Origin of the sequence: Erwinia pyri (assembly GCF_030758455.1) — a bacterium.
Taxonomy (GTDB): Bacteria; Pseudomonadota; Gammaproteobacteria; order Enterobacterales; family Enterobacteriaceae; genus Erwinia; species Erwinia pyri.
In genome coordinates, this window is record NZ_CP132354.1 from 56,326 (window position 1) to 82,527 (window position 26,202).

21 protein-coding genes and 3 pseudogenes are annotated in these 26,202 nt (G+C 49.7%); 11 read left to right on the forward strand and 13 right to left on the reverse strand.

Going from position 1 to position 26,202, the window contains the following annotated elements:
• Positions 1-2 precede the first annotated feature (2 nt).
• Positions 3-1,136 carry an alanine racemase gene (locus Q3V30_RS21700; RefSeq protein WP_306213332.1) on the reverse strand — a complete coding sequence of 378 codons (1,134 nt, stop codon included), beginning with the start codon at positions 1,134-1,136 and terminating at the stop codon, positions 3-5.
• Positions 1,137-1,223: 87 nt separating this feature from the next.
• Between Q3V30_RS21700 and Q3V30_RS21705 the strand changes: the two genes are divergently transcribed.
• Positions 1,224-2,129, forward strand: coding sequence for a LysR family transcriptional regulator (locus Q3V30_RS21705; protein WP_306213333.1), 906 nt, complete (start codon positions 1,224-1,226; stop codon positions 2,127-2,129).
• 93 nt (positions 2,130-2,222) lie between these two features.
• A protein-coding gene (locus Q3V30_RS21710; RefSeq protein WP_306213334.1) for an IS3 family transposase occupies positions 2,223-3,343 on the forward strand; the annotation gives its coding sequence in 2 pieces (ribosomal slippage) (positions 2,223-2,481 and positions 2,481-3,343; 1,122 coding nt in all).
• A 356-nt stretch (positions 3,344-3,699) separates the two neighbouring features.
• Here Q3V30_RS21710 and mazF read toward each other — a convergent pair.
• The 4 genes from mazF to Q3V30_RS21730 form a co-directional block, all read right to left on the reverse strand.
• Positions 3,700-4,032 (reverse strand): endoribonuclease MazF, encoded by a 333-nt coding sequence (gene mazF, locus Q3V30_RS21715; RefSeq protein WP_306213335.1) that lies wholly within the window; start codon positions 4,030-4,032, stop codon positions 3,700-3,702.
• Complete coding sequence (locus tag Q3V30_RS21720) at positions 4,032-4,277, reverse strand: AbrB/MazE/SpoVT family DNA-binding domain-containing protein (protein WP_306213336.1); 246 nt, start codon at positions 4,275-4,277, stop codon at positions 4,032-4,034. Before Q3V30_RS21720 ends, mazF begins: the two co-directional genes overlap by 1 nt.
• Before the next feature lie 407 nt (positions 4,278-4,684).
• Positions 4,685-5,164 (reverse strand): nucleoside deaminase, encoded by a 480-nt coding sequence (locus Q3V30_RS21725; protein WP_306213337.1) that lies wholly within the window; start codon positions 5,162-5,164, stop codon positions 4,685-4,687.
• A complete protein-coding gene (locus Q3V30_RS21730; protein WP_306213338.1) occupies positions 5,157-6,470 on the reverse strand; it encodes a nucleobase:cation symporter-2 family protein in 1,314 nt (437 codons plus the stop codon). Before Q3V30_RS21730 ends, Q3V30_RS21725 begins: the two co-directional genes overlap by 8 nt.
• A 105-nt stretch (positions 6,471-6,575) precedes the next feature.
• On the opposite strand from Q3V30_RS21730, the gene Q3V30_RS21735 reads away from it, so the two are divergent.
• Positions 6,576-7,490 (forward strand): LysR family transcriptional regulator, encoded by a 915-nt coding sequence (locus tag Q3V30_RS21735; RefSeq protein WP_306213339.1) that lies wholly within the window; start codon positions 6,576-6,578, stop codon positions 7,488-7,490.
• Positions 7,491-7,639: 149 nt separating this feature from the next.
• Here the strand turns inward: Q3V30_RS21735 and Q3V30_RS21740 are convergent, their stop codons facing one another.
• The gene (locus tag Q3V30_RS21740) at positions 7,640-8,917 is read right to left on the reverse strand and encodes a glycoside hydrolase family 10-like protein (protein ID WP_306213537.1); all 1,278 of its coding nucleotides are present in this window, start codon (positions 8,915-8,917) and stop codon (positions 7,640-7,642) included.
• Here Q3V30_RS21740 and Q3V30_RS21745 point away from each other — a divergent pair.
• On the forward strand, positions 8,856-8,993 hold the full coding sequence (locus tag Q3V30_RS21745; RefSeq protein ID WP_306213340.1) for a hypothetical protein: 138 nt from the start codon (positions 8,856-8,858) through the stop codon (positions 8,991-8,993). The genes Q3V30_RS21740 and Q3V30_RS21745 overlap by 62 nt on opposite strands.
• Before the next feature lie 396 nt (positions 8,994-9,389).
• Here the strand turns inward: Q3V30_RS21745 and Q3V30_RS21750 are convergent.
• A pseudogene (locus tag Q3V30_RS21750) lies at positions 9,390-9,534 on the reverse strand (hypothetical protein); the annotation flags it as partial.
• Positions 9,535-10,960: 1,426 nt separating this feature from the next.
• Positions 10,961-11,242 (reverse strand): hypothetical protein, encoded by a 282-nt coding sequence (locus Q3V30_RS21760; RefSeq protein ID WP_306213341.1) that lies wholly within the window; start codon positions 11,240-11,242, stop codon positions 10,961-10,963.
• An 889-nt stretch (positions 11,243-12,131) separates the two neighbouring features.
• Between Q3V30_RS21760 and Q3V30_RS21765 the strand changes: the two genes are divergently transcribed.
• A complete protein-coding gene (locus tag Q3V30_RS21765) occupies positions 12,132-12,479 on the forward strand; it encodes a hypothetical protein (protein WP_306213342.1) in 348 nt (115 codons plus the stop codon).
• Here the strand turns inward: Q3V30_RS21765 and Q3V30_RS22800 are convergent.
• The 3 genes and pseudogenes from Q3V30_RS22800 to Q3V30_RS21780 all read right to left on the reverse strand — a co-directional run.
• Entirely contained in the window at positions 12,367-12,660 is a 294-nt protein-coding gene (locus Q3V30_RS22800; protein ID WP_428979279.1) for an Acb2/Tad1 domain-containing protein, read from the reverse strand. The two genes, Q3V30_RS21765 and Q3V30_RS22800, sit on opposite strands and share 113 nt — an antisense overlap.
• A gap of 184 nt (positions 12,661-12,844) precedes the next feature.
• Positions 12,845-13,362, reverse strand: a pseudogene (locus tag Q3V30_RS22710) (YoaK family protein).
• A gap of 200 nt (positions 13,363-13,562) precedes the next feature.
• A pseudogene (locus Q3V30_RS21780) lies at positions 13,563-13,808 on the reverse strand (transposase); the annotation flags it as partial.
• 211 nt (positions 13,809-14,019) lie between these two features.
• Here Q3V30_RS21780 and Q3V30_RS21785 point away from each other — a divergent pair.
• Complete coding sequence (locus Q3V30_RS21785; RefSeq protein WP_306213343.1) at positions 14,020-14,406, forward strand: hypothetical protein; 387 nt, start codon at positions 14,020-14,022, stop codon at positions 14,404-14,406.
• Positions 14,407-14,967: 561 nt separating this feature from the next.
• Here Q3V30_RS21785 and Q3V30_RS21790 read toward each other — a convergent pair.
• A complete protein-coding gene (locus Q3V30_RS21790) occupies positions 14,968-16,737 on the reverse strand; it encodes a bifunctional diguanylate cyclase/phosphodiesterase (RefSeq protein WP_306213344.1) in 1,770 nt (589 codons plus the stop codon).
• Positions 16,738-17,441: 704 nt separating this feature from the next.
• Here Q3V30_RS21790 and Q3V30_RS21795 point away from each other — a divergent pair.
• From Q3V30_RS21795 to Q3V30_RS21810, 4 genes are all read left to right on the forward strand, one after another.
• A complete protein-coding gene (locus Q3V30_RS21795) occupies positions 17,442-19,286 on the forward strand; it encodes a sensor domain-containing diguanylate cyclase (protein WP_306213345.1) in 1,845 nt (614 codons plus the stop codon).
• A gap of 626 nt (positions 19,287-19,912) precedes the next feature.
• Positions 19,913-20,260, forward strand: coding sequence for a diguanylate cyclase (locus Q3V30_RS21800; RefSeq protein ID WP_306213346.1), 348 nt, complete (start codon positions 19,913-19,915; stop codon positions 20,258-20,260).
• A 313-nt stretch (positions 20,261-20,573) separates the two neighbouring features.
• Positions 20,574-20,807: a helix-turn-helix domain-containing protein gene (locus Q3V30_RS21805; protein ID WP_306213347.1), complete on the forward strand. Its 234-nt coding sequence runs from the start codon at positions 20,574-20,576 to the stop codon at positions 20,805-20,807.
• Between the two features lie 239 nt (positions 20,808-21,046).
• Complete coding sequence (locus tag Q3V30_RS21810) at positions 21,047-22,981, forward strand: methyl-accepting chemotaxis protein (protein WP_306213348.1); 1,935 nt, start codon at positions 21,047-21,049, stop codon at positions 22,979-22,981.
• A 499-nt stretch (positions 22,982-23,480) separates the two neighbouring features.
• Here the strand turns inward: Q3V30_RS21810 and Q3V30_RS21815 are convergent, their stop codons facing one another.
• A complete protein-coding gene (locus Q3V30_RS21815; RefSeq protein WP_306213349.1) occupies positions 23,481-24,680 on the reverse strand; it encodes a CynX/NimT family MFS transporter in 1,200 nt (399 codons plus the stop codon).
• A gap of 496 nt (positions 24,681-25,176) precedes the next feature.
• Between Q3V30_RS21815 and iraP the strand changes: the two genes are divergently transcribed.
• Positions 25,177-25,524, forward strand: coding sequence for an anti-adapter protein IraP (iraP, locus tag Q3V30_RS21820; protein WP_306213350.1), 348 nt, complete (start codon positions 25,177-25,179; stop codon positions 25,522-25,524).
• The last annotated feature ends 678 nt before the right edge of the window (positions 25,525-26,202 follow it).

Consider the following 26,202-nt stretch of genomic DNA (forward strand, 5'->3'; position numbering starts at 1 on the left):
AACTACCAGCCAGTGATACGCGGCCAGTACTCGACTTTGCGAATGTTATTTGCTAAGACGTGATAACCAGTGTGTTGTGCCGACGTTGCGCATGCATGATTTGGCAGTATACGCAACAGCGTACCCAGTGGTGGTAACTGAGAAGGTTCAAGTCTGCCGGAGCGCGAAGAGATTATGCCGTGTTCTTGATTGGTAGCGCTGACTATCAGGTCTTGTAGTGGACGCCCGCTCACATCACAAACCACGCCATAACCTTGGTCTACCGCCTGCTTTGCAGTACCACGATCACGGGATAAAGCCATCCATCCGGAATCCGTAATGATCCATCCCTTCTCTGGCTGATGCCCGATAACAGTCGTCAGGACCGACACAGCAATGTCTTGCTCCCTGCAAACTCCCAAGCCTGCCATAACCAGATCGAAAAAAGCGAAGACGCCCGCTCGAACCTCTGTAACTCCTCGTAAATCTTCAGTAAACAATGCTGTAGGGGTTGAGCCAATACTGACAATGGAGAGATCAAAGCCAGCTTCTGACAAACTTTCCCTGGCCCGGACAATAGCGTCTCTTTCCTGCACTGCACATGCCTGAATTTCTGTGAGGGATTTGCAGTCATAGGATTTACCTGCATGCGTCATGATCCCACACAGCTCGACCCCAGTACCGCCGAGCAATTGTGCAATTTTAATAAGCATTGGGGATCTAGGGGAAAGTCCAGAGCGATGTCCATCACAATCAATTTCGAGCAAGACCTCAAATCGATAGCCTGAGCTGCGAGCAAACTCTACCAGCTGTCTTGCCGTTTCGAGATTGTCCAGCACGAGTTTGAGCTGTGCACCTTTCGAAATCAGTGTGGCAGCGTGAGCAAATTTGTTGTGAGCGATGCCAACTCCATAGAGGATGTCGGTAAACCCGGCTTCGAGGAAAAAATCAGCCTCACGTAACGTGGAGACGGTGATCGGCCCTCGTCCCTCTGCAAACAGCCGCTCACTGATCTCAAGACATTTGTTGGTCTTCACATGAGGACGCAGCACGACGTCGAATGCCTTCAGTTTTTCTCCCATCCTGCGGATATTGGCATCGAGCTTATCTCGATCTAACAGTAGGGCAGGGGTTTCAATTTGTTCGATTAATTGCATATGTGACCTCCTTAGTTATTGCCATTCTATTGTTCTCGATATAGATTGGAATTTAATAATTATAAATCTAGGATTCAGATAAACTTAATGAATGAAGTTATTGACCTCCGATTTCTTCTCACGATCCGTGAATGTTACAGCTTGCTGGCGGCCTCGCGTAAGCTCGGTTTGACGCCTTCGGCTGTTACTCAACGGCTACAACAGATGGAACGGCGGCTGTCAATACGACTCCTCGACCGTTCGTCTCGTCAGCTTCGATTCACTGACGAGGGTGAGCTACTATGTCTTCGTGGCGCTGATCTCGTCGAGCAGTTCGATGCGCTCTTGGAGGATCTGGAAGAACGGCGACATGGCTTCGTCGGCAAGCTGAAAGTCAACGCTCCATTCGGGTTTGGGCGACATCATGTAGCGCCCGCGGCTGCAGAATTTCAGCGAATGCATCCCGAAATCGAAATTGCTCTCAGTCTGTCGGAGCAGCCCATGGTTGAGGTCAATGACCGGTTTGACGTTGTAGTTCATATTGGACAACTACGCTCATCGAATATGGTCGCCCATGTGGTTGCGCCCAATCGAAGGTATGTTTGCGCCTCACCCGAATTCATTGGGCGTTATGGGTCACCCGAACATCCGGAGGATTTGAGTGCCCTACCGTGTATCGCGCTACGTGAAAACAACGAGGATGTTACACGTTGGTCATTTAGCCGCTCAGGAAAGATGCTTAATGTCCGAATTCGTCCTGCATTAAGCTGTAACGATGGCAGTGCAATACGAAAATGGGCATGTGACGGTCACGGTATTATCATGCGCTCAGAGTGGGATGTTGCGGAGTCGTTGGCGAATGGCACTCTCGTGCGATTACTACCCGGCTGGAAGCTGCCAGACGCCGATATTGTCGCACTCACGCACCAGCGCGAAGGGTTGCCTGCCAGGACGACAAATTTCCTACGCTTTCTTCAATCTCGCTTCCGTCCGCACCCAAGTTGGCGGGAATAATAAAGCTAAGCTTCTTCTAGACTGACCTGCTCCCCGTTGATTAATACACCGCGATGTCAGTAATGTCTTCATCAGTCACATGAGGACATCCCCATGAAGAAGCGATTTTCCGACCAACAGATCATCAGTATTCTCCGCGAGGCCGAAGCCGGGGTTTCGGCCAGGGAACTCTGCCGCAAGCATGCTATTTCAGACGCTACCTTCTATACCTGGTGCAAGAAGTTTGGCGGTATGGAAGTGCCTGAGGTTAAACGTCTGAAGTCGCCTGATGAAGAGAACGCTCGCCTCAAGAAGCTGCTTGCTGAAGCCATGCTGGATAAGGAGGCGCTTCAGGTGGCTCTGGGCCGAAAGTTCTGACGACAGACCAGAAGCGGGAAGCCGTAGAGGCCATGTGTGAGGCAACGGGTCTGTCGCAACGTCGAGCCTGCAGGCTGGCTGGTCTGTCCCTTTCAACCTGCCGCTATTCGGCTCAGCGCCTGGCTGCTGACGCACAGCTATCTCTACGTATCACAGAGCTGGCACTTGAACGCCGCCGCTTTGGTTACCGGTGTATCTGGCAGCTTCTGTGGCGTGAAGGTCTTTGCGTTAATCACAAGCGGGTTTACCGCATCTATCACCTTAATGGCCTGAGCGTAAAACGCAGACGGCGTCGTAAAGGGCTGGCGACTGAGCGGCTTCCACTGCTGCGCCCGGATGCGCCGAACCTGACCTGGTCGATGGATTTTGTCATGGATGCACTCGGCAACGGCCGCCGGATTAAGTGCCTTACCTGTGTGGATGATTTCACAAAGGAGTGCCTGACGATCACCACCGCATTCGGGATTACAGGCGTTCAGGTGACACGCATTCTGGACAGTATTGCACTGTTTCGTGGCTGGCCGGCGACGATAAGAACCGATCAAGGCCCGGAATTTACTTGTCGCGCGCTCGATCAATGGGCCTTTGAACATGGTGTTGAGTTGCGCTTAATTCCCCCGGGTAAGCCAACTCAGAACGGATTTATTGAGAGTTTCAACGGCCGCTTTCGGGATGAATGCCTGAATGAGCACTGGCTCAACGATGTTCTTCATGCCCGGAAAATCATTAATGACTGGCGGCAGGACTATAACGAGTCCAGACCTCATTCATCGTTGAATTATCAGACGCCGGCTGAATTTGCAGCAGGCTGGAGAAATGGAAAAATAGAAGGTAACCAAACCGATATTACTAACTGATCGTTATATCTGACACTGGAGGCAGGCCAGCAGGTCAACTCTGGCACACGCTGGAAGATAAGCTGGGCTGCCCCGGCAACAAAGCACCTTTATTGAATGAATGTGATAAAAAACAAAATGCGTTTTTAAACTATGCCCTTATGGCGCTCTTTAGATGTTATCTTTTAGTATAAAACTTATATTTTATGATAAGTCGTAACCTATGATTTTTTATTTTGTTTTTACTGTTCTTTCGCGAAAGTCATGGTGGGGGTACAAACCTGCATTCCGCCTGTGAGAAAATGGAGCTGGCCTGAAGTCCTGATCCATTGAGCAATAGAATGCCTGACTGAAAATATCCGGCTAATTTTCAGAGGTTAATTGATAAGAGCTTTGGCTTTAGCCTTAATTTCTGCCAACTCAGCACTCGTTACCGTTCCTTTTTTTGTCACTTTCCTGGTACGCCAGTCGACGCAGGTAACCTGATCTGTCAGAGCAACTCCCTCACGACTGCCTGAGATTTTCACTTCGAATGGATAACCTTTTTCCTGTGTGGTACAGGGTACACAAAGCAGCAGACCAACTTTATTGTTATAGGCGAACGGGCTTAGCACGACTGCAGGGCGGTGTCTGCCCTGCTCATGCCCGGCCACAGGATCTAAATCAATCCAGATAAGATCCCCTGATTCTGGTACAAAACGCGATACCATCAGAGCAATTCCTTACCTGTGGTTGCACCAAACTCTGCCTTTTCGTGGAGATTTTCAGTCGATATTCCCGCCAGAAGGGCATCGAGTGAGTATTCCTTTACTTTTGCCGGAACGATAATGATTCGGCCATTTTCCACTTCAATGTCAACAGCATCATCAACATTGAGAGATGCCGCCTGCATGATTGCAACGGGTAAACGTACTGAAGGGCTGTTACCCCATTTTTTAACGATTGCTTGGGCCATGATTGATTTCTCCGTAGTTGATACACTGTATCAACATTAACGCTTGCCGCCAGACGTGTCAACATTGTTGATACGTAGATTATTATTTCCTCTCTGACTTTACACATTATCTTTGGGATCAGGCTGGGAAGCGAAAAACAGCCTGCGCTAAGCATTCTTCACAGGATTACTTAGCTCCAGGAGCATTGCTATCCAATGTAGTGCCCGGCGATCTCGATATGAACCTGCTGGCAGAAGGGGGACGGAATCGGATTTTGACCTGTGTCCGGTCAGGACGATCGCTGATGTCAGCGATCCTTACCCATCGTGGTGTCCTGAGCGCCCTATCCCGATGGCCGGTCAGAACCGGAAGAGGGTGCCATCGAAATATGGATGGGCAGGCTTTCTGCCACCGGCCCATCAGAATATTATTGTTTGTGAAACCAAAAGGCTTTCTGCAATTCCAGCGTTTCCTCTTCAACCTCATAAACAGGCCCAATCAGTTCGATTTTTTTCTGCCCATGCTCAAAAATATATGATGCGGGCACACTCATCGTAGGATTTTCTTCATGATTGCCCGTGCACTCAAGGAGACGCGTTTCGCTCATTCCATATACGACACGGCCAATATTTGCCCAGTAGAGGGTTCCGGCACACATACAGCAGGGTTCAACCGCAGTATAAAGCGTGCAGTTCCAAAGGAACTCTGCCGTAAAATTACTTGCAGCTATTCGGGCAAGTGTTGATTCCGCATGGTTAACGGTATCGATATTACATTGTGTTAAAAGTACGGTCTCCCTGTCAGGGGCGACCAGCACCGCACCGAAAGGATGTTTACCCAGGGCGACAGCGCGTTTTCCCACTTCGTTCGACATTCTCAGGAATTTAATATCCGTTGCGTTACTCATTTTCTTCTCCTGTAGCGGAATTCAGTAAGGCATTAAGTAAAACAGCGGTAAATCCTCCAATGAAAATGCCGCTGTCAAAAATCAGTCTTAACGACGAAGGAAGGGATTTAAATAATGCCGGAAAAGCCATGGGTATAATGCCAATGCTTATTGAAACGGCAACAATGAGGATATTGTTGTCGTTTGCAAAGCTGATATCTTTAAGCTGCTGGATACCTGCTGCCAGCGTCATGCCAAACATCAAAATGCCGACACCGCCTAAAACCGGACGCGGGATAGCTGAAACAATAGCGCCAAGTTTAGGAAACAGGCCGAGTAATACCAGTATCAAACCCGCAGCGGCAAGCACTGAACGGCTGGTAATACGTGTAAGCATGATCAGCCCGGCGTTTTGCGAAAATGCATTATAGGGAAAGCTGTTAAAACACCCGCCAACCATGGTTGAAAGACCGTCAGCCCGTATCGTATCGGCAAGACGTTGTGGTGTGGTCGGTCGGCCAATAAGCTTGTCTATCAGCAGGACATTACCCGTTGTTTCTGTCATGACGATCAACATAGCCAGGCAGGACACAAAAACGGGAACGGGTGAAAATTCCGGCATGCCAAAAGAGAAGGGCATACTGATACCAATCCATGCCGCGTTACTGATAGCTGAAAAGTCGGTTAAGCCAGCTGTTAAAGCGATCAATGTTCCGGCCATCATGCCGGCCAGAATGCTGAAGTTTCTGATAACACCACGCGTTTTACAGTAAAAGAACAGGGTGATTACTAAAGTAGCCAGACCGAGTAGTAAGTTGGACGGACTGGCAAAGTCAGGCGCATCTGGATTTCCTCCTCCAATCCAGATGGCCGCTGCAGGCATAAGCGAAATACCAATGATGGTTATCACGCACCCAATCACCACCGGCGGGAAAAAGCGGACTAACCTGCTGAAAAGCGGGGCTGTCAGGACGGTAAATAATCCACACGCTATGGCGGAGCCAAAAACAGTTGTGATCCCATACTCCTGGCCAATCATGGCCATAGGCGCCAGCACGATAAATGAACATCCCTGAATAAGGGGTAGCCTTCCGCCAAAACGACCTATGCCGACAGACTGAAGCAGCGTGGCCAGTCCGGATGTAAGCAGACATGCGTTAACGAGCGTAATCGTCTCAGCCCCGTTTAAGCCCATTACCGAAGCAAGGATCAAAGGCACCGTTACCGTACCTGCGTACATAACGAGTACGTGCTGGAATCCCAGCGAAGCTATCCGCCTGACACTCAGCGAGCTTTCAGGTTTTTTCTCTGCAATTGACGTTGCCATAAACATCCTTAATCGCGTTTTAACATCAGGAAGCTCACTGTATAAGTAAAAAAATGATACAAGTAAGTGAACTGTTTTCAGGAAAATTGAAAGCCGGGAGCTATTTTGAAATATTCATTGGAACAACTTATGATGTTTGAGCAGGTAGCCAAGTCAGGATCATTTTCTTCTGCTGCGCGTCAAATGAAAAAATCCCAGTCGTCGGTAAATATGGCGATGAGCAATCTGGAAATCGAACTGAACGTTACGTTGTTTGAACGAACGCCAAGGCAGGTGCGACTGACATCAGAAGGGGAAGTTCTCCGGGAATATGTCAAAACAATACTGGAAAGATGCCATGCTTTCGATCGACGCGTGACGGCATTTAACCGGGCGATTGAGAGTCATGTCAGTCTTGCCATTGAACTTCCTTACGTCATCATTGCGCCGGTTCTATATGAATTCTCTATGACCTTTCCTGAAGTAGATATACATATCAGAGAGCCGTTTTGGGGCGATGTGGGGGCAATGGTCAAAAATGGAGAGGTGGATCTGGGTATTGCCCTCTCACACTCGGTTGAAAGCGATAAAATTCAGTTTGCTCAACTGGGTAAGATCGTCATGGTGCATGTTGTCAGCGCTGGCCATCCTCTTGCTCAACAAATCCCTGTTTCTTTTGCCGATCTGCACAACTGGCGACACATCACCTTTGGCTTACAGGAGAAAAAAATAGCCACAACAGAATATTTAGGCAGTCCTATGCTCTGGCGGGTAGAAAGCTATAGCGCCATGCTTGACGCGGCGCTTGCTGGTCTGGGATGGGCTTCGCTTCCGCGTGAATTTGTTAATCGTGAATTGCGCGCAGGGACGTTAGTTGAATTACGGCAGCAGGAGTATCCCTTCACGGACTGGATTGTTGGTGTTGATTTACTGTGGTCAAAACAAGCTAAAGCAGGAAAAGCTCAGGAATGGCTTCGCAACCGTTTAGTTAAGCATAAAATTTTTGAGCAGGATAACGCGGGTAACAGAACAACACTGTAGTCATAAAATGAAGGCAATGGCGTCGCATAACCGGGTCAGAGGGCAGGAAAAAAGGCCAAGCCGACAAAGAAGGCTGGCCACGCTACGCGAATGCTGAGGATCGAGCAGGGGTGTCACATCATAATTCGCGTAGCTAACAGAGATGAGTTTCAGCTTCCCCAGTGGCTTTTTAAATAACTAACCGCTTCCTGGGTTTGAGGCTGGTTGAGATAGTTCTCCCGGAACAAAATGGTGCCGTTGATTTGCGGCACAGACTTATTCAAATCGAGCTGCCTTTTTAATTCCGGTACGCCGCCCTGTATCGTCCAGGCTGGCTCATTCTTTGACGGTTCGCCTACTTTGTACAGGGCAATGCCAATGTAGAGACGGGTGTTTGTAGGTTTCACCACATCAGCCCACCATTGTGCCAGCACATCATAACGCGCCGCTTCACGCGAGAAGGGCCAGTAGAGCTGTGGGGCAATATAATCAAGCAAACCCTGCTGTACCCAGCGTCGGGTATCCGCATAGGCTTCATCATAAGCTGCCGCACCCCGCGTATCAGATCCTGCCGGGTCATGCGACAGGTTGCGCCATACGCCCGCAGGACTGACGCCGAATTCAACATTGGGTTTCAGCTGTTTAATGGTGCGCGAAACCTGTTCAATCAACTGCTGAGTGTTGTACCGTCGCCAGTCCGCTTTTGAGTCAAATCCCTGGCCATATTTTTTGAAGGTCAGACTGTCATTCAGGGCGGAGGCAGGGGTCTCGGCATAAAAATAATCATCAAACTGCACACCGTCCACAGGGTAGTGCGCAACCACCTCAGCCACGATACTGGTGATCCAGTCTCGTGCTTCCGGGATGCCAGGGTCGAGTACAAAACGCTCGCCTGCGGTACGGATCCAGTCGCGATGCAGTACAAATACGCTGGCCGGATGCAGCGAAAGTGTGCGATTGAGTTCAGTAACGGTTGACGGTTTGGTGTTGACGGATACGCGATAGGGATTAAACCAGGCATGAACCTTCATGCCACGCTTATGCGCCTCATCCAGCATGAACTTTAGCGGATCGTAACCCGGGTCCTCACCAATTTTCCCCATCAGCATATCTGACCATGGCAAAATCTTTGATGACCACAGGGCCGTACCATCGGGTTTCACCTGGAAGAACACCGCATTGATACCGAGACTTTTAAGCCTGTCCAGCTTATCCGTTAGCGCTTTTTGCTGTTGGCTGATGCGGATATCCGCACGGTTGGCATTCACCGACGATACCGGCGGCCAGTCCAGACGGGAGACGGTCGCCAGCCAGACGCCGCGCACCGGTTCCTGATTTTGCGCTGATGGCTGTGGAAGAGGTTGTTTAGCCACAGGGGGAAGCGGGGTGACCAGAGATTTAGGGGGTTCGGAAGAGCAACTGGCAAGTAAAACACCAGTGGCAACAATTACGCCTGACTTTTTAACGGAAGTTAAAAAGGAAAATACACGAGAACTGGCGATGATAAACTCCGGTTCTTTCTGATGGTCGCTGAAAAAGAAACATTCTCTTATTATTTGAATTTAAGTCAATAAACAGGTGCTCAGGCGAAGGCGGATTAACCTGATGAGAGAAGCAGGAAGTTGTGCCCATAGGCTTTATTTAACATAAGATTACTTACCCGCACAGCCGCAAGCGCCCTCAGCACGGTTTCGTGGCTTCAGGTAACCTTTCACCGCCCGTATCGCCTTAAAATGCCCTCATGGATTTTGCGCACGTGCATGGCGGGCGGTTAGAACAAATATCTAAAGCCAATACGCCATTTAAGCATAAATTCATCACACGTTAGTTAACGTGTGATTTGCTACTTCAGCTTCATCACCAGGCGATCTAAAACGGACACATAGTCCGCTATGAGCTGTGAGTTCAATCGATGTAGATTCAACCTGTCAACGCAACACGCTTTCCAATTATCTCTTTCGGTGTTTTGAACTTCAGTGTCTTTCTCGGTCTGTTGTTTAGTTGGGCTGTGATCCAGCTCCTGCTGGGTGTATTGGGCAAGACATGTCTTTTTGGGGAAGTGACGGGCTGACCTGCGTATGGCCGTATTCTACCGTAGCGATACTGATCGCCTCACTGATACATGTAGGTTTTAAAACCCCTTCAGGCACACCGTCCCGAAGCATCATTGAGCGCAGTTCAGCTTCAACGGCATAGCGGACTTCTTCAGTGTCCGGGTTAAGACGGATTTGAAAATCGACCACATGCGGCATCGGAGCAAAGACGTAAATATCAGCCCCGGCTACCAGTTCGTTTTATCCCAGAACAACTTCTGAGCCTTTGCAATCTCTTTCGGCTTCCCGCCTTTCAGTGCTTCCTTCAACCTGTGAGGCTTGATGTGACCCACAACGGTTGCTGGTTCTGCCCTGCTTCAGGCACATCTTACAGAGAGGGTGAGACTTCAGGAATGTGAGCCTGGTTTTGTCCCTGCGGCTGTTATAGATGCGTGCCTCGAACATATTCACCCCAATAAAAAACCGCCCGTAGGCGGTTATATTTCTGACTGATACTTTCTGGGATTTTCAAAGCAAACAGGGCATGGATTAGCACAAGGATGCAATACCCTTGATACCTTAACCGCATCGCCTTCGTGGTAAAAAGTGCCTAAAAATTGTCGGCTGGCTCTTAACGGAAGCGAAACACACTCTTCAGAGTGAATACGAAAGTTGGCATTGTGCTGTGTCAGTAGTGCAATGTAATAAAATTTTGGCATATTTTTTCTCTTCTAATTTGTGCCCAGAAAATTTAGAACTAAATCAGGAAAATAAAATACGGCCTTACCTATCTTTTCGATAACCATTAACTATCTAATTTATTTTCATAGCTTGCCGTTAACCCTTATCGGAAGAGCTATCGCCATACATCCCCCAATTTATCGCTAATACCCGTTGCGCACTGGAATTGATTAACTGTCAGCATTTGAACCTCCGTTAACCCCTTCAATACCTACTCGCCTGCGAACAGAGGAGAAGAGAAGAGCACATTAACGCCGATATATCCGACGAATGCAGACAACGTCCAGCATAATTCCGGCGGAAACGTCCAGCCGAATATCGTGCATATTGCCGTTAGTGTTGGCTGAGCAAAAAACAAAGGATTCCACACATCGCCGCACCGGTGAGCCGGTCACGCCATATGGTTTCCTGTTCCGCGAGGTTGTGAGGGTTGACATAACGAATGCCAGAATTGAGTAGTCGACCTCATTGCGGTGATTTGCCAGCCTGGCGAGCATTCCGCCAGGTTATCAGGTCTGTCCGGGATACCCACCTCTCTTTCAGGCGGCTGCATGTGTTTTTAAAAGGGTAAAGTTCGCCTACCACTACACAGGGAAATCAAGGGGGGAGTTGATTGGCAGGGCCAAAACTGGAATAAAAAAGGTCGCTCTGATGGCGACCTTCTTGAATATAGCGAGGCGGAGTTTGCATCCACTGAGTTTAGTCGGCTTGACGGCTTTAGCTATCTGCTATCTCCTTATAATGCAGATCAGCATGGAAATTTTCATAACCACCAAGAGGCATTAGTCGCCTGATGAAAACACCTCCGCGCATTGTTTTGTTTCCCTGAGTTGTCACTAGACCTGCCTCACACTTCACGTACCAGGCAGGAGCGACTTCGTTACTGACATCACTTTTGCTGGGGCCTAAATAAATTAAAAGCTCAACAATCTTTCCGATGTTTTCTGGGACGTTAGCAGAAACAATCACCGCCAAATCACCGACCTGCAGCTTACTCATCAAAGTTTCCCTATAGCTTAGAAATGTCAGTCTTAAAAAAACACCTCTATTATACAAGGCTTTGAAATAATGAGAATGGCTATCGCTATGAATATAATAAATTCCTATACCCGTATCCAGCCCGGTATCGGCTGTTATCGTTTGTAAGTAAAAGAAAGCTCAAAGTGCTGCAGAAAACATATCAGCTTTGTTATAAAGCCTATGAGCTATCAATCGCATGACACTGCCCTGTTAGGTATCACAACGGTAAAGAGTACCGAGTACATTTAAGCCAAGTCCCTTTAGGGAAGTTCTCTTACCTGTTGTGTAGATAAGAAAAAAAACCGCCGGAGAGAGGTTTAAATAATTAAGTTGTGTGAATTCGTAACCACTCTTAGCACAATACCAGGCTAAATTCGTAATGAATAGCCCCTAAGCAACTTTAGTTGTCTGGCAATACTCGAATCGCCACGGATAATCCAGACACTTTCGAGCCGTTGTGAAGTGGCTCTCAGCTTAACGCGCTCGTGATTGAGCTGGTTATGCTGCCACTACAGTGCTGCTATTTAATTATTGGATGGCGATGGTTGAGATCAATGCCAGTTAATTCTTCCTTGCGCTTGTCATAGTCCCAGCCCGGGTCGGTGAAGACAGTATCAGCACGCTGAAGCTCAGCGACATGCTGAAGAAACATGCCATGTGGTGATCAATGTGCCGGGTCTGCATTGCAGTGATAGCCATATCCATCAACCAGTTAATTATTGCTGACACTTTGTGATTCTACTTTTGCATAAAATTTACACATCACGCTATCGCTATCCGACCCTGTTAAGATTATTCTTAAATCCACCTTCATGTATTAAGTTTGAGGCTATGCCAGTATTACAATTGATATGTCCAGGATGCGGATGTGACCGGTTTACTTCATCTGCAAAATCTTCCAGAGATGAATCCGTTGCCAGTATCCGGTGCGAGAAATGTTCTGCAACGGTTCCTGTCGATGATGTCGTCTGGTACCAGGATGAGTTCATCGCTCCAGCCCTTCAGGCGCTGGAAGACAACGTTTCTTTCACCAACGCTTTTTACCTTATTCCAGGGTCATAATTCATCATCAGGCGCACTCGCAAATGCGCCCTGTGATGACCTTAGCAATCGTCTTCCGGCAGAGTTACAGTTCGACATGCTGACATGCAAGCTTTCTGCATTTCGGTATTCGCCATGGCCATCCACCGTGGAACTGCGCCTGTTTCTTTTGTAGTGTCCAGCAGGGTAAGGAAATGGCGGCTTATATCCCTGAGCCGGTTCATCTTATCAGTCCCGTCGTGTGAAAGTGTCCGAGCCCCCTTAACGGTGCAGCTGCCCTGGGATTGTTCTTCGCTCATATTCACTCCAATAGAAAAACCGCCCGTAGGCGGTGCTTTTATGTTATGAATTTTCATGTTTTTTGAGCTTGTTATGCAGTGCCAAACAAATCACACCAACACCTATAAATGTCAGGAATCCATATCCAAGCAAATGAAACAACCATATCCCTGCAATTCCTCCAGCCAGAAATGACAATAAGGTGAATGAATGTAGCCGGAGTCTTTCAAGATAAAGTGGAGCATCTTTTGGAGACTCCTTTCATCTTAGCACATCGAAGAGCGTGGCCAGCTCTATACCGATGTCCGTAGATGTTCCTGATATATGAGTTGTCCTTACACGCGCATTAGATATGCGAGTTACGACGGCATTCTGTAAGCCCATTAGAAAACTCAGGCACAAAATAAGTAATACTTCAGGCGAAAGCGGAGCCAGCCAACTCTCAACAATACCCAACAAAACCAGCCCCACACCTTCAATAATAATGTTGAAAGCGTACACCGACCGGTTGTTCTTTCTGCGTCCTGCATTAATAAGGATTGTGGAAAATGCAGAGCCGGCAATGAAAATGCATACGATAAACAGAAAAAAATGCCAGATGTAAAGTTGATTTTTGCAAGTTGATCCGACAGTGAAGAAACGTTACCGGTCATATTGGCAGAAAAAAAACCTACAATTTCAAATGCTGCTGTATTCAGGGCTCCAGCAACGGCAGCGAGCGTACAAGCGAGTTGTGTATCTGCAACGTTACTACGAGAATTCTCAGTGCTGATTAACATGTAACCTGCTTTGTTCAACTAGGGTAAACACATGATCTGCTCATTTCTAATCAGTAACAAGATGAAAAATGCACACAAAGATTTAATAGGTAACCCTTACTACGTTGTACAACGCTTTCTGAATTCAGATGGATCTGCTTCCAGATGCGTAATATATTGTCGGGAAATTCTGACCTTCTATCCGTCGATAAATTCCACCTGTCAGGCGCTTCGCGAAATATGCCGCGGCCTTTTGGAGAATGGTAAGTGCCTCTTCCTTCTCTGCCAGTTGACGCTTCAGGCAGGCAATTTCAGCAGCCTGTTTGTTTTCCCTGTTGAAATGGTCATTTGCTGCTGTTTGCTGCGCCAGTTATAGCACTGTGACTCATACAGGCTGATTTTTCGCGCTGCGGCGACCACGCCATTACGCTCAGCCAGTTTGAGGGTTTCGTCATGCATTTGGGCATATGCTGCTTACGGGCCCTGCTCTGTTCCCGTTACGATTTGTACCCGGGAAGAGCGAAAACTATATTCCAGTATCATGCGGCGCTTTGCGCCCGGACATAAGATATATTATCCTGACCGGGTAGCGGCTATTGATTTCTCTCTTCACAGATCCGCACATGACAGGCTTTTGGGCATACTTTCTGCGCAGCAATGACCATCTCTGGAGCACAGATGTTCGATCTCAGGTCTTATACGATTTTGCTTAATGAGGCATTTGATACTGGCTATCATAACGATGATCTGTACAGGCTGCTGCAGGCCTTTCTGACCGGCGAGAATGAACCGGTCAGAGTGGTCACTGCTGATACCTCTGAACTCCACCGCACACTGAATAACAATCGTGTCATGTATGCTTTCACTTGCATAATGGGCGGCAGCGTGCGCCTGAATACCTGTTTTCGTCAGCAGGTTACTCACCTGGGCAGGGTTGACTTCTCTCTGCTGACCACACAGGAAGGTCTCTGCCTCGGTATCCGGTTTGACGGTGTGGTTGCCTGCGCCGTCAGTCCTGACGGGAAGGGAACCACTGTTTCAGCGCTCCCACAGGTGAGACACTGATGATGCCGTGCCTTTATGAGGATCCGTGCTGCTTATGACCCGACAGGCCTTACCGTATCGTAAATTTATTCTGGCTATTGCAGGCGTTGCTCTTTGCGGCGCGCTGCTTCAGGCACGCGCGGACGGGCGTCTTGTGTCGGCTCTCAGCATCACGCTGGTCTCTTCAGAGCCCGTGGCCTTCATGAGAATAAGCTGTATGGGCGGAGAGTCCCTGTTCATTTCTGTGGAATTTCCGGCAGGCTCTCTCAATCCGGACGCGCTCAGGGTGCCAGGTGCAACCGGTGCTGACACGCGCTGGATAACGAGTGGTGACACAGGACGGTCCGTAAACATTGTGTATTCTGCCATGCCACGGGCACTCCTGAGGCGGCTTGCAGCCGGCAAACCGGTGAAATATGTGTTTACCGCCGGGCAGTATGCTTTTGATACGCGGGGGCTGCAGGGCTGGCAGCGTAACCTGCCAGCTGCATGCAGATGAGCGGGAGAACAGAAAAAGCCAAACGCGGTTAAAGTTATCCACAGAAATGGTGGATAACTGCTGTACAAACGGCCTGAGACCCATCACTGCATGCGCAACAGCAGACGGGTGATGTCGGTAACTGACAGTGGCCGCGAATAATAATATCCCTGCCCCTGGTCGCAGCCAGCCGCTGTCAGCACGTCTGCAGTTGCCCGATCCTCAACGCCTTCGGCAATGACGGTATACTCAAGTTCTTTAAGCATGCGGATGATGTTAGTGGCGATGGTACGGCTGCGGCTGTCGACGGCAATATCGCTCACCAGCACACGGTCAAGTTTGATAATGTCCAGTGGCATCCGGTGCAGGTAGCTGATGTTGTTGAAACCCGCGCCAAAATCATCGAGTGCAATCCTGAACCCGCGTTCCCTGAGCGCCAGCAGCGCCGCAACCGCCCCTTCTTTCTCCACTATTTTTTCCGTTTCCAGACATTCAATATCAAGAAGTGCCGGTGCCAGTCCGGCCTGCCTCATCCCCTCAGAAAGAGCGGCAGCAAAACCATCGCGTGAAAAATCACTCTCGCTGAGATTCACGGAGACCGGCACGGCACAGCCAGCCTCCTGCCAGCACGCCAGCTGCGCCATAGCGGTCCGTATGACCCAGTCAGCAAGCACGGCGTGCAGACGTGTACGGGCAGCGGAAGGCAGGAAGGCGTCCGGAGAAAGCATACCGCGCGTCGGATGTCGCCAGCGGATAAGGGCCTCCAGACCGGTCAGTTCGCCCGACTTAAGGGATATTTTGGGCTGGTAAACCAGACAGAGTCCGCTCCCGCCGTGCAGAGCAGTCGCGAGGTCATGCATCAACCGGAACTCCCCGTTACGGTGTCCGTCGGTGAGTGCATCAAAGCTCCGTACGCCGCTGCCGGAGGAGATGGCCTCATGTAGCGCACTGGTCGCACGACGAAGCCCTTCCTGCGCAGAAACGTCAGCCGGAGTGAAACACGCCTCACCGACATTAATTGTCAGATCAACAGCAATACCCTCTTCTATCTGCGCCGTGACGCCCAGTAACCGCGTACTGAGGATAGCGGCGGTCAGCGGACAGGTCTCTTCAGTCAGCACGGCATAGCGTCCGGAAGCAACGGTATACAGCTTGCCCCCGGTCGGCAGGCTGAGACGCAGGGACAATAGCCTGCCGACGTCCCTGAGCAGGGCTTCGACCGGCAGCATACCCAGTGAGCGTTCCAGCTCGCTGGCTTTATGCATATCAATACAGTCGATAATCATCAGCCGCAACCGGTCAGCGCCACACATTACCGCTCTGTGCTGCAGTTCACGTATCAGTGCCTGACGGTTGGGCAGACCGGTGGCCGCATCCGTAAAGCCGGCTGAATGCCAGGTCTCCAGAAATGCCATCACCAGACCGGCCAGTTGCTCAAGTATTCTGCGTTGACGTGATAAAAACCGGTGCGGTCGTGTATCGGTGACACAAAACGTACCCAGAAGTATCCCCTCAGCGGTCCGCAGCGGGGCGCCGGCATAAAAACGGACGTAGGGCTCCCCCGTGACAAGAGGATGATCTGAAGATCGCGGATCCTTAAGCATGTCAGGAATAATAACGGTTCCTTCGCTCTCCATAACATAGCGGCAAAACGCGTCTTTACGCGGAACCCTCCGGACGGGGATATTCTGAGAGGCAGTAATGTACTGCTGGCTGTCATCCAGCACTGAAATGAAACTGCCCGGCATACCCAGAGACTCCGCAGCAAGATGCACAAAATCATCGAGGATCGCATCCCGGCTTTCGTCAGGCGTGCGCAGTACCCTGACGGCCTCCAGACGTTGCGCTTCGTCACCATTCAGATTAACAAGCATTTTTTCTCCTGGAGTAGTAGTGGTTAAGCAGACGCTCAGAGATACCGTTGCCCGAATATTTACTGGCTGGTCCGGGGCATCAGCACGCCAGTAGGCCTCATGTTTAGGTGAAAACCGCAGGGAACAGTTACAGCTTATACTGGCCGCAACACAATGGTTATCGATCCCTTATTGTACAGATGTTACTGAATTTAATAAGAATACCACTACTCCTGGCGTTCCGGCTCGTCAATGTTATTCACCTGTAATGACCTTAAAAATTTTTCTACTTAACAGTGTTGGTTTGAGCTCAGGACCGGCCGTCATAATGGCATGGGCGGCTATGAGTTTCCGGCCTTGTCTTCAGTTTATGTATCAATGCGCTCCATAATACCGATACAGTCCGGTCAGGCAGGACCAGCGCGGCCCCGTCCGGAAGCACCCGCTGAAAAATCTGCTGTTGAGCGGAATTTCGTTTTGCCGACTGTCGTTCCGGATGTGGGGGCATGCCTGGTCGTAAAATTTTCCTGTCACCAGCCGATAACCTGACTGAGAATCATACAAGTCTCCTTAAGAGACATCAGTACGGCCCGTCGGCAGCGGTTTTCTGCCAGCGATCTTACCAGTATTTCTGGCAATGTCAGTCTGTTCCTCGTCTCCCGGGGAGCAGTACAGCACCTTGCTTTTTGCAGCGCAGCTGCGCCAACAACAGGCTGAAACTATCCATGCTTATCAATCTCAGTGGAAATGAGGCACAGCGGCAAAAAGCCACTGACGCGCTCAAAATGCCCGACGACAGCCGGGATGCCATATTAAAACAGTTTGCCTGGCTTGCCAGCGAGTCGCTGGGGATCCCGGGCAGTTTCATCTCCGTTATTGATGAACATCATCAGTTCGTACGGGCTGCGCATAATTTCGCGTTATGCCGGACGTCGCGGGAAGATGCGTTCTGCCGTCATGTGGTGGACAATGGAAATGTTATGATTGTGCCCGATACCCTGCTTGATCCGAACTTCGCTACGCATCCGCTGGTCGTTGCCCCGCCCGGCATCCGGTTTTATGCCGGCGCACCGCTGGAAAATCGCGAAGGTGTCATCCTGGGTACCCTGTGCGTGACGGACCGGAAGCCACACAGGTTCCCGCGTAAAAAAGTCAGAATGCTGACAACACTGGCACGCCTGGTGATGGCATTTCTGGAGACCTGGCATTCAGCCGGCTTTACGGATGCGGCCACCGGTCTGCCCAACCGTCAGGCACTGATACGTCAACTGCGGCTCCTTGCCACTGATGCTGATATCGTTCCGCTTCGCCTGACGTTAATTGACTGCATTGATATGTCCCGTGCTTATGAACTGGCGCGTGCACTGGGTATGACGCCGGTGGAAGCGCTGCTGCGCAACATCGGTACCCTACTGCGGGACAGACTGGCGCTGGCGCCAGCCGATGTGCTCTATGCCGTGGCCACCGGCCGTTATGCCATTCTGGCTCCGGCAGACGACCGTTTCTCAGCACAACGCGTTGTCGAAGAGCTGCGCGACGTCATCGCCCGTCCTGAGGATGGTGTGGCGATGGACCTGACCATTCATACCGGTGAAGTCTGTTTTGAACCCGCTGTGCTGCCGGCGCAGGAGGTGTTACGGCGTGCGGTCAGCGCGCTGCATGAGGCCATCAGCCTGCATGTCGGTGCGCGGGAATTTGATGAGTGCAGTGATATCCGGCGCAACGGTGATTTCAGGCTGATGAACGATCTGGCCGCGGCCCTGAAAACCGGGACCGGTGGTCTCTATCTGGTTTACCAGCCAAAGATTTCTCTTCGGGGCGGTCACCCTGTGGGTTTTGAAGCGCTGATCCGCTGGCGGCATCCGGTGCGGGGTGAGCTTTCCCCGGCGGAGTTCCTGCCTGCGGCACAGTTCACCAATCTGATGGACAGATTAACCGACTGGGTTGTCGCCGAGGCGGTTCGCCAGCTGAAGCGCTGGTCTGATGACGGTCGTGCCCTGCCGGTGTCGGTCAATGTCAGTGTCAGTGACCTTGCCCGTAGTAACTTTGTCAGCATGCTGCATACCCGGATAAACGGCGCTGGCCTGCCGGCGTCTCTGGTGGGCATTGAATGTCTGGAAACAGAAAAGGCCACGGAAAATCCGGCAGCCCTGGCGAACATGGAGCGACTCAGGCGGAGCGGTTTTCGAATTTCTCTGGATGATTTCGGTGCCGGCTACAGTAATATTGGTTGTCTACGGCAGATGCCGGTTGATGTTATCAAGCTTGACCGGGCACTGGTTGCCGGTCTGACGACCGATCCCGGCAGCCGCATTATCGCCGCCGCCGTTATCCGCATGCTGAAAGAACTGAACTATGTGGTGGTGGCCGAGGGCGTGGAAGACCGGGAAACGGTGAGTTTGCTTGATGATTACGGGTGTGACCAGGTACAGGGCTTTTACTTTTCCCGCCCGCTGACGCCGACAGAACTTGACAGCTGGCTCCTGCAACAGACACCCCCTGCAGGTAAGGTTCCGCTACCGGCCTCCGGCGGTTGTTTACTCCCCGCCTGGCGGGATCCCGCTCCCTGAGTTGCCTGGCGGGAGCGGACCCTACGGAAAAACCGCGCCGGTTTTCTGGTAAGGTTAACTGTTATCACCCCACCAACAGCCGCTTGTCAGCCCGGGAGCAGGCTCATAAACGGGCCTGAGCGGCAGGAATGATTGCCGGTGCGTGAGAAAGTTGTCAGGGCTGAATTGAAAAAAGTTTTATCTCCGTTCACTGCTTACCGGACAGTAGATGAGTGGCATTATCCTGACCCCAATGATGCTGCTGACCGTACAGCCCCTTTCCCTGCGGGATGATAGGCATGCTTGTTATCGCAGGCTGACTCATACAACGGACTGAAATCCGGGCATCGCACAGCGCGGATTGGTATACAGTGTGGTACAGAAACGTAACGTTAAGTTTATAAGCACATTCTGGTTTATTATCGCCCTCCTGGCCCTGACCATTGTGCTGCCTGGTTTGCTACCATCCGGATAGCCCGGCCTTTTGAGCATCTGACCACATCCAGCAATGGCAGGGATAACGTTGCCATTCTCAGGACACTCGCGGGCATCGCCTCCTTATACGCGGAGGCAGAGCGACTTCGCGGTGTCCTGGCCTTCCATGTACAGCTGATATTGATACAGGTCTGGTTCTCAGTGATGGAGCGATGACCAATTCCCTGTCCGGCCTGAAGAACCGTCATGGCTTCAGCGTCCGGAATCAGGTATATCCTCAGATCGGTATGCACAGCATCATTGCCATCGATATAGATCACAGCGACAGCTGCCGATACCATGCCAGCGACAGGGTGCTGTTCAGTCTGGCGGCGTTACTTCGTTTCCTGAGTCGCAGTGGTGAGGTGGTGCTTCGTTTCGGCGGTGAAGACTTAATATTTTTTCTGTCTCACACCGTTGTTGCGGGAGGGCTGATGCTCGCGAAATGTGTTCGCCAGACCGTTGCAGCACTGACCTTCCCGCATGCGGAGCGCGTTATTCACCCGGCAGGGGGCCGGTGATGATATGGAGAGACTGTTACGCCGGGCGGGTGAGGTGTTCTACAGGGCGGAAAAAGAGGGACGTATCGTGTCATCGCTGATGGATATGCGCGCAGAAATAGATGACGGTTAACACCGGACGCAACGCTTCTGATGTGGTATCCGCCGGTACGGTAAACCGTACCGGCCTGCCAGAAAATTGACATGCTCCGGATACAGTTTAATATTTTTGATGCGTGCCCGCAGTCTCGCACCTGTGATAATACCGCACTTCAGCGAGGCGTTGCCCCCTCTTTCGCTGAAAGCCGTCGCCGAAGCGGACAAAGGAGTCTTTTTGGATAAACAGGTATCTCATTTTCCCGTCGCTGTGCAGACTAACATCCGTGAGCTCCGTCTGGCTGCAGGTCTCTCGCAGGAAGCAGCGGCTGAGCGTTGTGGCCTTAGTCTGCGTGTCTGGCAGACCAAAGAATCTGTATCAAAACCCGGGCTGCTGAGCCAGGCAGAATATGAAATGCTTCTGTTACTGGCCGGGTGTCACCCTTATTACCCGTTACACAGTGTTCACTGACATAGTTAAACCAGTCAGGTGACATCAGTAACAGCAAAAAAACATATTTTCAGCGACTTAAAAGCGGCTGGAAGACTGTGGCGAATGGATGTGCAAGATCACAATCTGATAAGGACGCTAATTTGTAAATTAAATTAATGTTATTTTTCTGTATGCCGATAACTGTAATAAGCATGCCGGGCCTGAGAATATCACGCCTTAAATGTAATAATCATTGTACAATCAGAGGCTCAATGCATATGAAACGTCTCAGTATCGGCAGTTATTTTATGGACCTGAAAGTCAGAACAAAACTCGGTCTCAGTTTTTCCATTGTCATTGGGGCTTTAATTATTACGGCCCTTGTCGCTTCAGGTTGCCTTGATACCATTCAGGATAACTCTGCCCGTCGAAGTTTGACTATAGAAATGAACAGTACATTCGGTAATGCCCGTCTCAATCGCACTTTATACCAGTATACGAATGAGCAGGAATACGCCGATAAAAACGCGGAGGCTCTTAATAAATTGCAAGTCCAGTATCAAAAACTTACCGAATTTAGCTGGGATGTAGAAGGTAAGAAACACCTCAGCGATATTGAATCAGCAATGAAAGCTTATGGAATACAAAGAAATATATTAGTTGATTACATGCAGCGGATGATGGAACAGGCGGCAAGATTGCAACAATTTAAATATCTCAGTCTTGCAAAGGAAATGGACCTGCTCGTTGAAAAAAATGCACCAGACCCGACAACTGCAACAGATCTACAGCGTCTTTCGTCTCAGCTCAAAGAAATAAACATCCTGATTATTGCTTTTACAAAAGTCCCTGACGGTAAAGGACTTAAAACGTTAATTACCGCACTTGGGGCTGCCAAAGATACCGTGAACTTTCTCAATAATAAAAATATACCAATCTTATCTGCTGTTACCGCCCCAACGCAGGATGTTCTTGGTAAGGTTTTACAGATGATATCCCCTTTCGAAATATTATGGTCTGAACATCACCTGGCGGCAAAAACTCTTGTTAAGAAAGGAGAGGCATTCGACGCCTCACTTTCAAGAATGTTTGATTACCAAAAGGAAGTATCTGCAGATTTTATTCGAATAGCACGCGTAAAAATAGGATTAATATCTTTAGTTGCCGTCATTCTTAGTGTATTATTCGCATGGCGTATAACGCTGAGTATTACTCAGCCGCTGTCTGATACCCTTGCTGTAGCACGTAAGATCTCCACTGGGGATCTAAGCCAGACTGTTATTTCGGAGCGTAAAGATGAGCTCGGATTATTAATGAATGCAGTCAACAGCATGAGATCGAAACTGGAAGAAATTATTAGTAACGTTCGCAACGGTGTGTCAAACGTCAACAATGCTGCTTCTGAAATAGCTATGGGTAATGAAGATTTGTCTTCACGGACCGAAGAGCAGGCTGCAGCTGTTGTACAGACGGCGGCAAGTATGGAACAGCTTACATCGACGGTAAAACTTAACAGCGAAAATGCGATTTATGCCAGTCAGCTTGCCAGTGAGGCATCGTCACAAGCCACCCAGGGCGGTATGGTCGTCAGCGGTGTTATTAATACAATGGACCAGATCAGGAAAAGTTCCTCCCGTATTTCAGAAATAACCCAGGTAATTAATGGTATTGCTTTTCAGACAAATATATTGGCTCTGAACGCTGCCGTGGAAGCTGCACGGGCCGGGGAAGGTGGTAGAGGGTTTGCAGTCGTTGCAGGGGAAGTGAGAAATCTCGCTCAGCGAAGCGCCATTGCTGCAAAAGAGATTGAAAGTCTTATCAAGGATTCGGTCAGTCAGGTTAATTCGGGCTCGGCCCAGGTCGATACAGCAGGCAGAACGATGCAGGGTATCATTCATTCCGTTGGACAGGTTAATGATATCATGAAGGAGATAGCCACCGCCTCGGATGAACAAAACCGTGGAATTAGCCAGATAAGTCAGGCGATGACTGAGATGGATACAACCACCCAGCAAAATGCTGCACTGGTCGAACAATCCGCTGCAGCAGCCGGTTCATTACAGGAAGAGGCAGCGCGGTTAGAAAAAGCGGTATCATTTTTCAGAAACTATGCACCCAATATATCTGTGGAACCTTCTTTTGCCCGACAAGAATTGCCCGTACCCCATAAAAAGATCTCCTCTGTCTCAGATAAACACTGGAAAGCATTTTGAGTGAGGTGCCAGCCCAGTGAGATTCAACAGTGAAAAAATATGCTTAATATATTTTTTAGATAGCTTGTGATTCAGGTAAGAAATTTTTATTTTTCAGGTGGGCAAAATCTATGACACTAAAGCCTTGACGACTGTAGTGACAAACTTAATCTGCCCACCTGACAGTAATCTCTAAAGCGTATTCCCCTCGCCTCAATCGCTCACCTTGAGCGATACAAAAAATCATTCTTTGACCTTGTCCGTAATAAAATTTAACGAGGTGATTCGATTGTCTGGTTCTCTGAAAAGTAGCTACAACCTGTATTATTTACACCTGTGATTAGAGTGAGGAAAGAAAGAGAAAAACGGTTTCTGAGCCGGCTGCCAAACCGTCCGGATTCTGTAGTGCCTGAGCCATGAGCCATGAGCCATGAGCCATGAGCATTGTATGAATGACCCTGGCCAATTGTTTATTTTACATTAAATAAAATGTGCCCGGCTTGAACCGGGCACATAGTTTTTAGACAAATCTGTTTCTGCCTGCCTGCCATGCAAAATAAGCCTGAACCAGGGAAATCAGAAGCATACACATGAGGGTGGAACCCCAGGTACGGGTATGGCCATGCAGTATGCCTGCGAGGTAGGGCCCCAGAGCCCCAATCAGATAACCAATGCACTGTGCCTTACCGGACAGCTGACCCGCCTGGCTGTGTTCCCGGGCTCTCAGTCCAAAAAGCGTAAGACAGGTGACCATAGACATACCCGCGCCGATTCCTGCAAGGACAAGCCATATTACTGAAAAGTCAGGCATCATCAGAAGACCAGCAACGCCGGAGGTGATGAATAATGAACATACCACCCCCAGCAAACGCTGATCCTTCAGACGGGCAATGAATACGGCAGTGGAAAGATTAGCGACTACGGCAACGGCCTGATAGATGAACAGATGGAAACCTGCCGCAGATGAGCTGACGCCATGTTCATTCGCCATTGAAGGATACCAGTCAATAAGCGTGTAAAACACCATCGTATGCAGGGCCATAAACATTGAAACGTACCATGCCACACCGCTTTTCCAGACAGAGCGTGTACCCTGCACAGTAGATTTCACGGGTGAGTCAGCTTGATCATCTGCTCTCGCGCATACTTTCATCCACACGATAAGAGCAAGGGCTGCAGGTATTACCCAGATACCCACTGACACTCTCCATGTCGTACTGCTGAGTTCTGACAACGGGGCGGCAATACCGCTTGATAACGCTGCGGTCAGAGCCATCGTGGCAGCGTACAGCCCTACACAGCGTGCGGCATGATCCGGGAAATCCCGTTTGACTAATGGCACAACCAGGACGTTCGCAACGGCTATGCCCAGACCGATAAGGGATGTCCCTGTCCATAACCCCATGACTCCGAAGAACGAGCGCGTAAGACATCCTGCAGCGATTAACGCAAGCGCGGCTAAAAGAGCTTTCTCAAGGCCTGTTTTGCGGGTGAGCACGGGCGCAAAGGGGGAGGCAAGGGCAAAAATAAGTAAAGGCAGCGCGTTAAGTAATCCTGTGTAGGCACCTGTTAAGTTAAACGAGGCTGCAATCTCATGAAGAACCGGCCCCACAGCGGTTATTGGCGCTCTCAGGTTAGACGCTATAAGCAGAACACCGATGAAGGTCAATGAAAAAAGGGGATTTTTAGCGAGAGAGTTCTTATCTGATATGACAGACATACTGAGTCAACCCTGCAAATACGATGCGTTGATATGATCGTAATTTATGCGTTGGTTGACGTTAACGCTTACGCAATTCAGATAGGCTGAAATGTCTGACGCAGAGGGTACCGAAGCCATTCCTTACTGTCAATACACGCGTCTGCGATGATACTTTTCATGTATTGAAACCTGCACCTCCGGACCTTATGGGAATGCTCTTTATACCGGTGCTCACGAATTTTGTGTACAGATCCCCCTCTGTGAAATTCCAGACAGGTTTGTGAACGTCATTGAGAAAGTTATGACCTCCCACAAAGGGGAAGGTTTTAATCAATATATCTCTGCACCACGTATACCATTTTTTGTAGCGCAGTTTTCCTGGTAAGCTGAGCATCCGGTTTTTCTTGCAGTGGGCATGATCAGTTCAGGATGATGCAAGACAATTTTCAGACTGTTCATGTTTGCAACGCTTACCTGAGTAGTTAGAATCTGGTTTTTTATGGGGACAGACGCTATGAAAAATGTGGTGCTGAGCATGCTTGCTAAAATTTCACATATTGATGCAAACATGAAACAGCTGACTGCTCGTATTGAGGCACAGTCCCTGATGATCAGTGCGCTTGTTCTGGCTGTGAGCAAGCATGGCGGCGTAACAGAGATGATTGAAAACGCTAATAAGGCCATCAACACGGTAATTGACTCAGCTGAATCCGACGCATTGCTTAAATCAGACGCGACAATTTTGTTGGGCGAATTACAGGGCCTGCTGACTATCTCCAGAGCGGTCGATAATGCGGATGATGAAATTAACCGCGAAGTTCTTGATGAACTGACTGGTTCTGCATATCCTGGCGGACATTGAAATATCGGGCGGTAATGAACCGGATTTTAAACGCGCATATTTTAATCGGACAGTTGTGCTCCATTCTTACTGCGGTTAAGCCGGCAGTACAGGTTCATCCCTGCCCTTTACCCGCCTCTGAGCATCTCTGCCATGACAGGATGCATTTCGCAGGCCCGGCAAAGTTGAAGACCATCACACATGTTGTCAGCGCAACTGGCAGTAAAGAACGAGAGAATCTGCCATCTTGACGGGCGAACCAGCAGAGAAGCTCAGAATAACTCGTTATTCCCGAGCTCACAGCACAAAGCGGACATTAACATCAAAATTTTAAGGCTTTTAATTTCCCGGCGTTGCCGGCTCAGATGGCGCGCTTTCAGATCAACCCCAGCAGCGGGCCAGCAGCAGCGCGTTCACTGGCCATAGAAAGGTTCGGCCGCTGAGGACAGGGCTGGCAATGATGCTTCATGTTTTCACGCCCGCTGGCCCGGGTAGCAAGGCGGCTCAGGCATGTCCAGTATCTGTAACAGACCTCGCCAGCGATAAAGCCTGGCATCACCAGCCCAAACTGTTATAAAACAGCGTTGAAAATATAGACTGTAATATATATTCTTTATAAATTGTAATTCATAAAGGTGGGCCTGTGTGGATTGTTGAAACCACGGATTTGTTCTCTGAATAGTTGGAAGAGCAGTACAG

Excerpts from the sequence above, each read along its gene's own strand:
- Q3V30_RS21700 (WP_306213332.1), bottom strand. The coding sequence starts at position 1,136 with ATGCAATTAATCGAACAAATTGAAACCCCTGCCCTACTGTTAGATCGA.
- Q3V30_RS21705 (WP_306213333.1), top strand. The coding sequence starts at position 1,224 with ATGAATGAAGTTATTGACCTCCGATTTCTTCTCACGATCCGTGAATGT.
- mazF (WP_306213335.1), bottom strand. The coding sequence starts at position 4,032 with ATGGTATCGCGTTTTGTACCAGAATCAGGGGATCTTATCTGGATTGAT.
- Q3V30_RS21720 (WP_306213336.1), bottom strand. The coding sequence starts at position 4,277 with ATGGCCCAAGCAATCGTTAAAAAATGGGGTAACAGCCCTTCAGTACGT.
- Q3V30_RS21725 (WP_306213337.1), bottom strand. The coding sequence starts at position 5,164 with ATGAGTAACGCAACGGATATTAAATTCCTGAGAATGTCGAACGAAGTG.
- Q3V30_RS21730 (WP_306213338.1), bottom strand. The coding sequence starts at position 6,470 with ATGGCAACGTCAATTGCAGAGAAAAAACCTGAAAGCTCGCTGAGTGTC.
- Q3V30_RS21760 (WP_306213341.1), bottom strand. The coding sequence starts at position 11,242 with ATGAGTAAGCTGCAGGTCGGTGATTTGGCGGTGATTGTTTCTGCTAAC.
- Q3V30_RS22800 (WP_428979279.1), bottom strand. The coding sequence starts at position 12,660 with ATGAAAATTCATAACATAAAAGCACCGCCTACGGGCGGTTTTTCTATT.
- Q3V30_RS21785 (WP_306213343.1), top strand. The coding sequence starts at position 14,020 with ATGTTCGATCTCAGGTCTTATACGATTTTGCTTAATGAGGCATTTGAT.
- Q3V30_RS21790 (WP_306213344.1), bottom strand. The coding sequence starts at position 16,737 with ATGCTTGTTAATCTGAATGGTGACGAAGCGCAACGTCTGGAGGCCGTC.
- Q3V30_RS21795 (WP_306213345.1), top strand. The coding sequence starts at position 17,442 with ATGCTTATCAATCTCAGTGGAAATGAGGCACAGCGGCAAAAAGCCACT.
- Q3V30_RS21800 (WP_306213346.1), top strand. The coding sequence starts at position 19,913 with ATGACCAATTCCCTGTCCGGCCTGAAGAACCGTCATGGCTTCAGCGTC.
- Q3V30_RS21810 (WP_306213348.1), top strand. The coding sequence starts at position 21,047 with ATGAAACGTCTCAGTATCGGCAGTTATTTTATGGACCTGAAAGTCAGA.
- Q3V30_RS21815 (WP_306213349.1), bottom strand. The coding sequence starts at position 24,680 with ATGTCTGTCATATCAGATAAGAACTCTCTCGCTAAAAATCCCCTTTTT.
- iraP (WP_306213350.1), top strand. The coding sequence starts at position 25,177 with ATGAAAAATGTGGTGCTGAGCATGCTTGCTAAAATTTCACATATTGAT.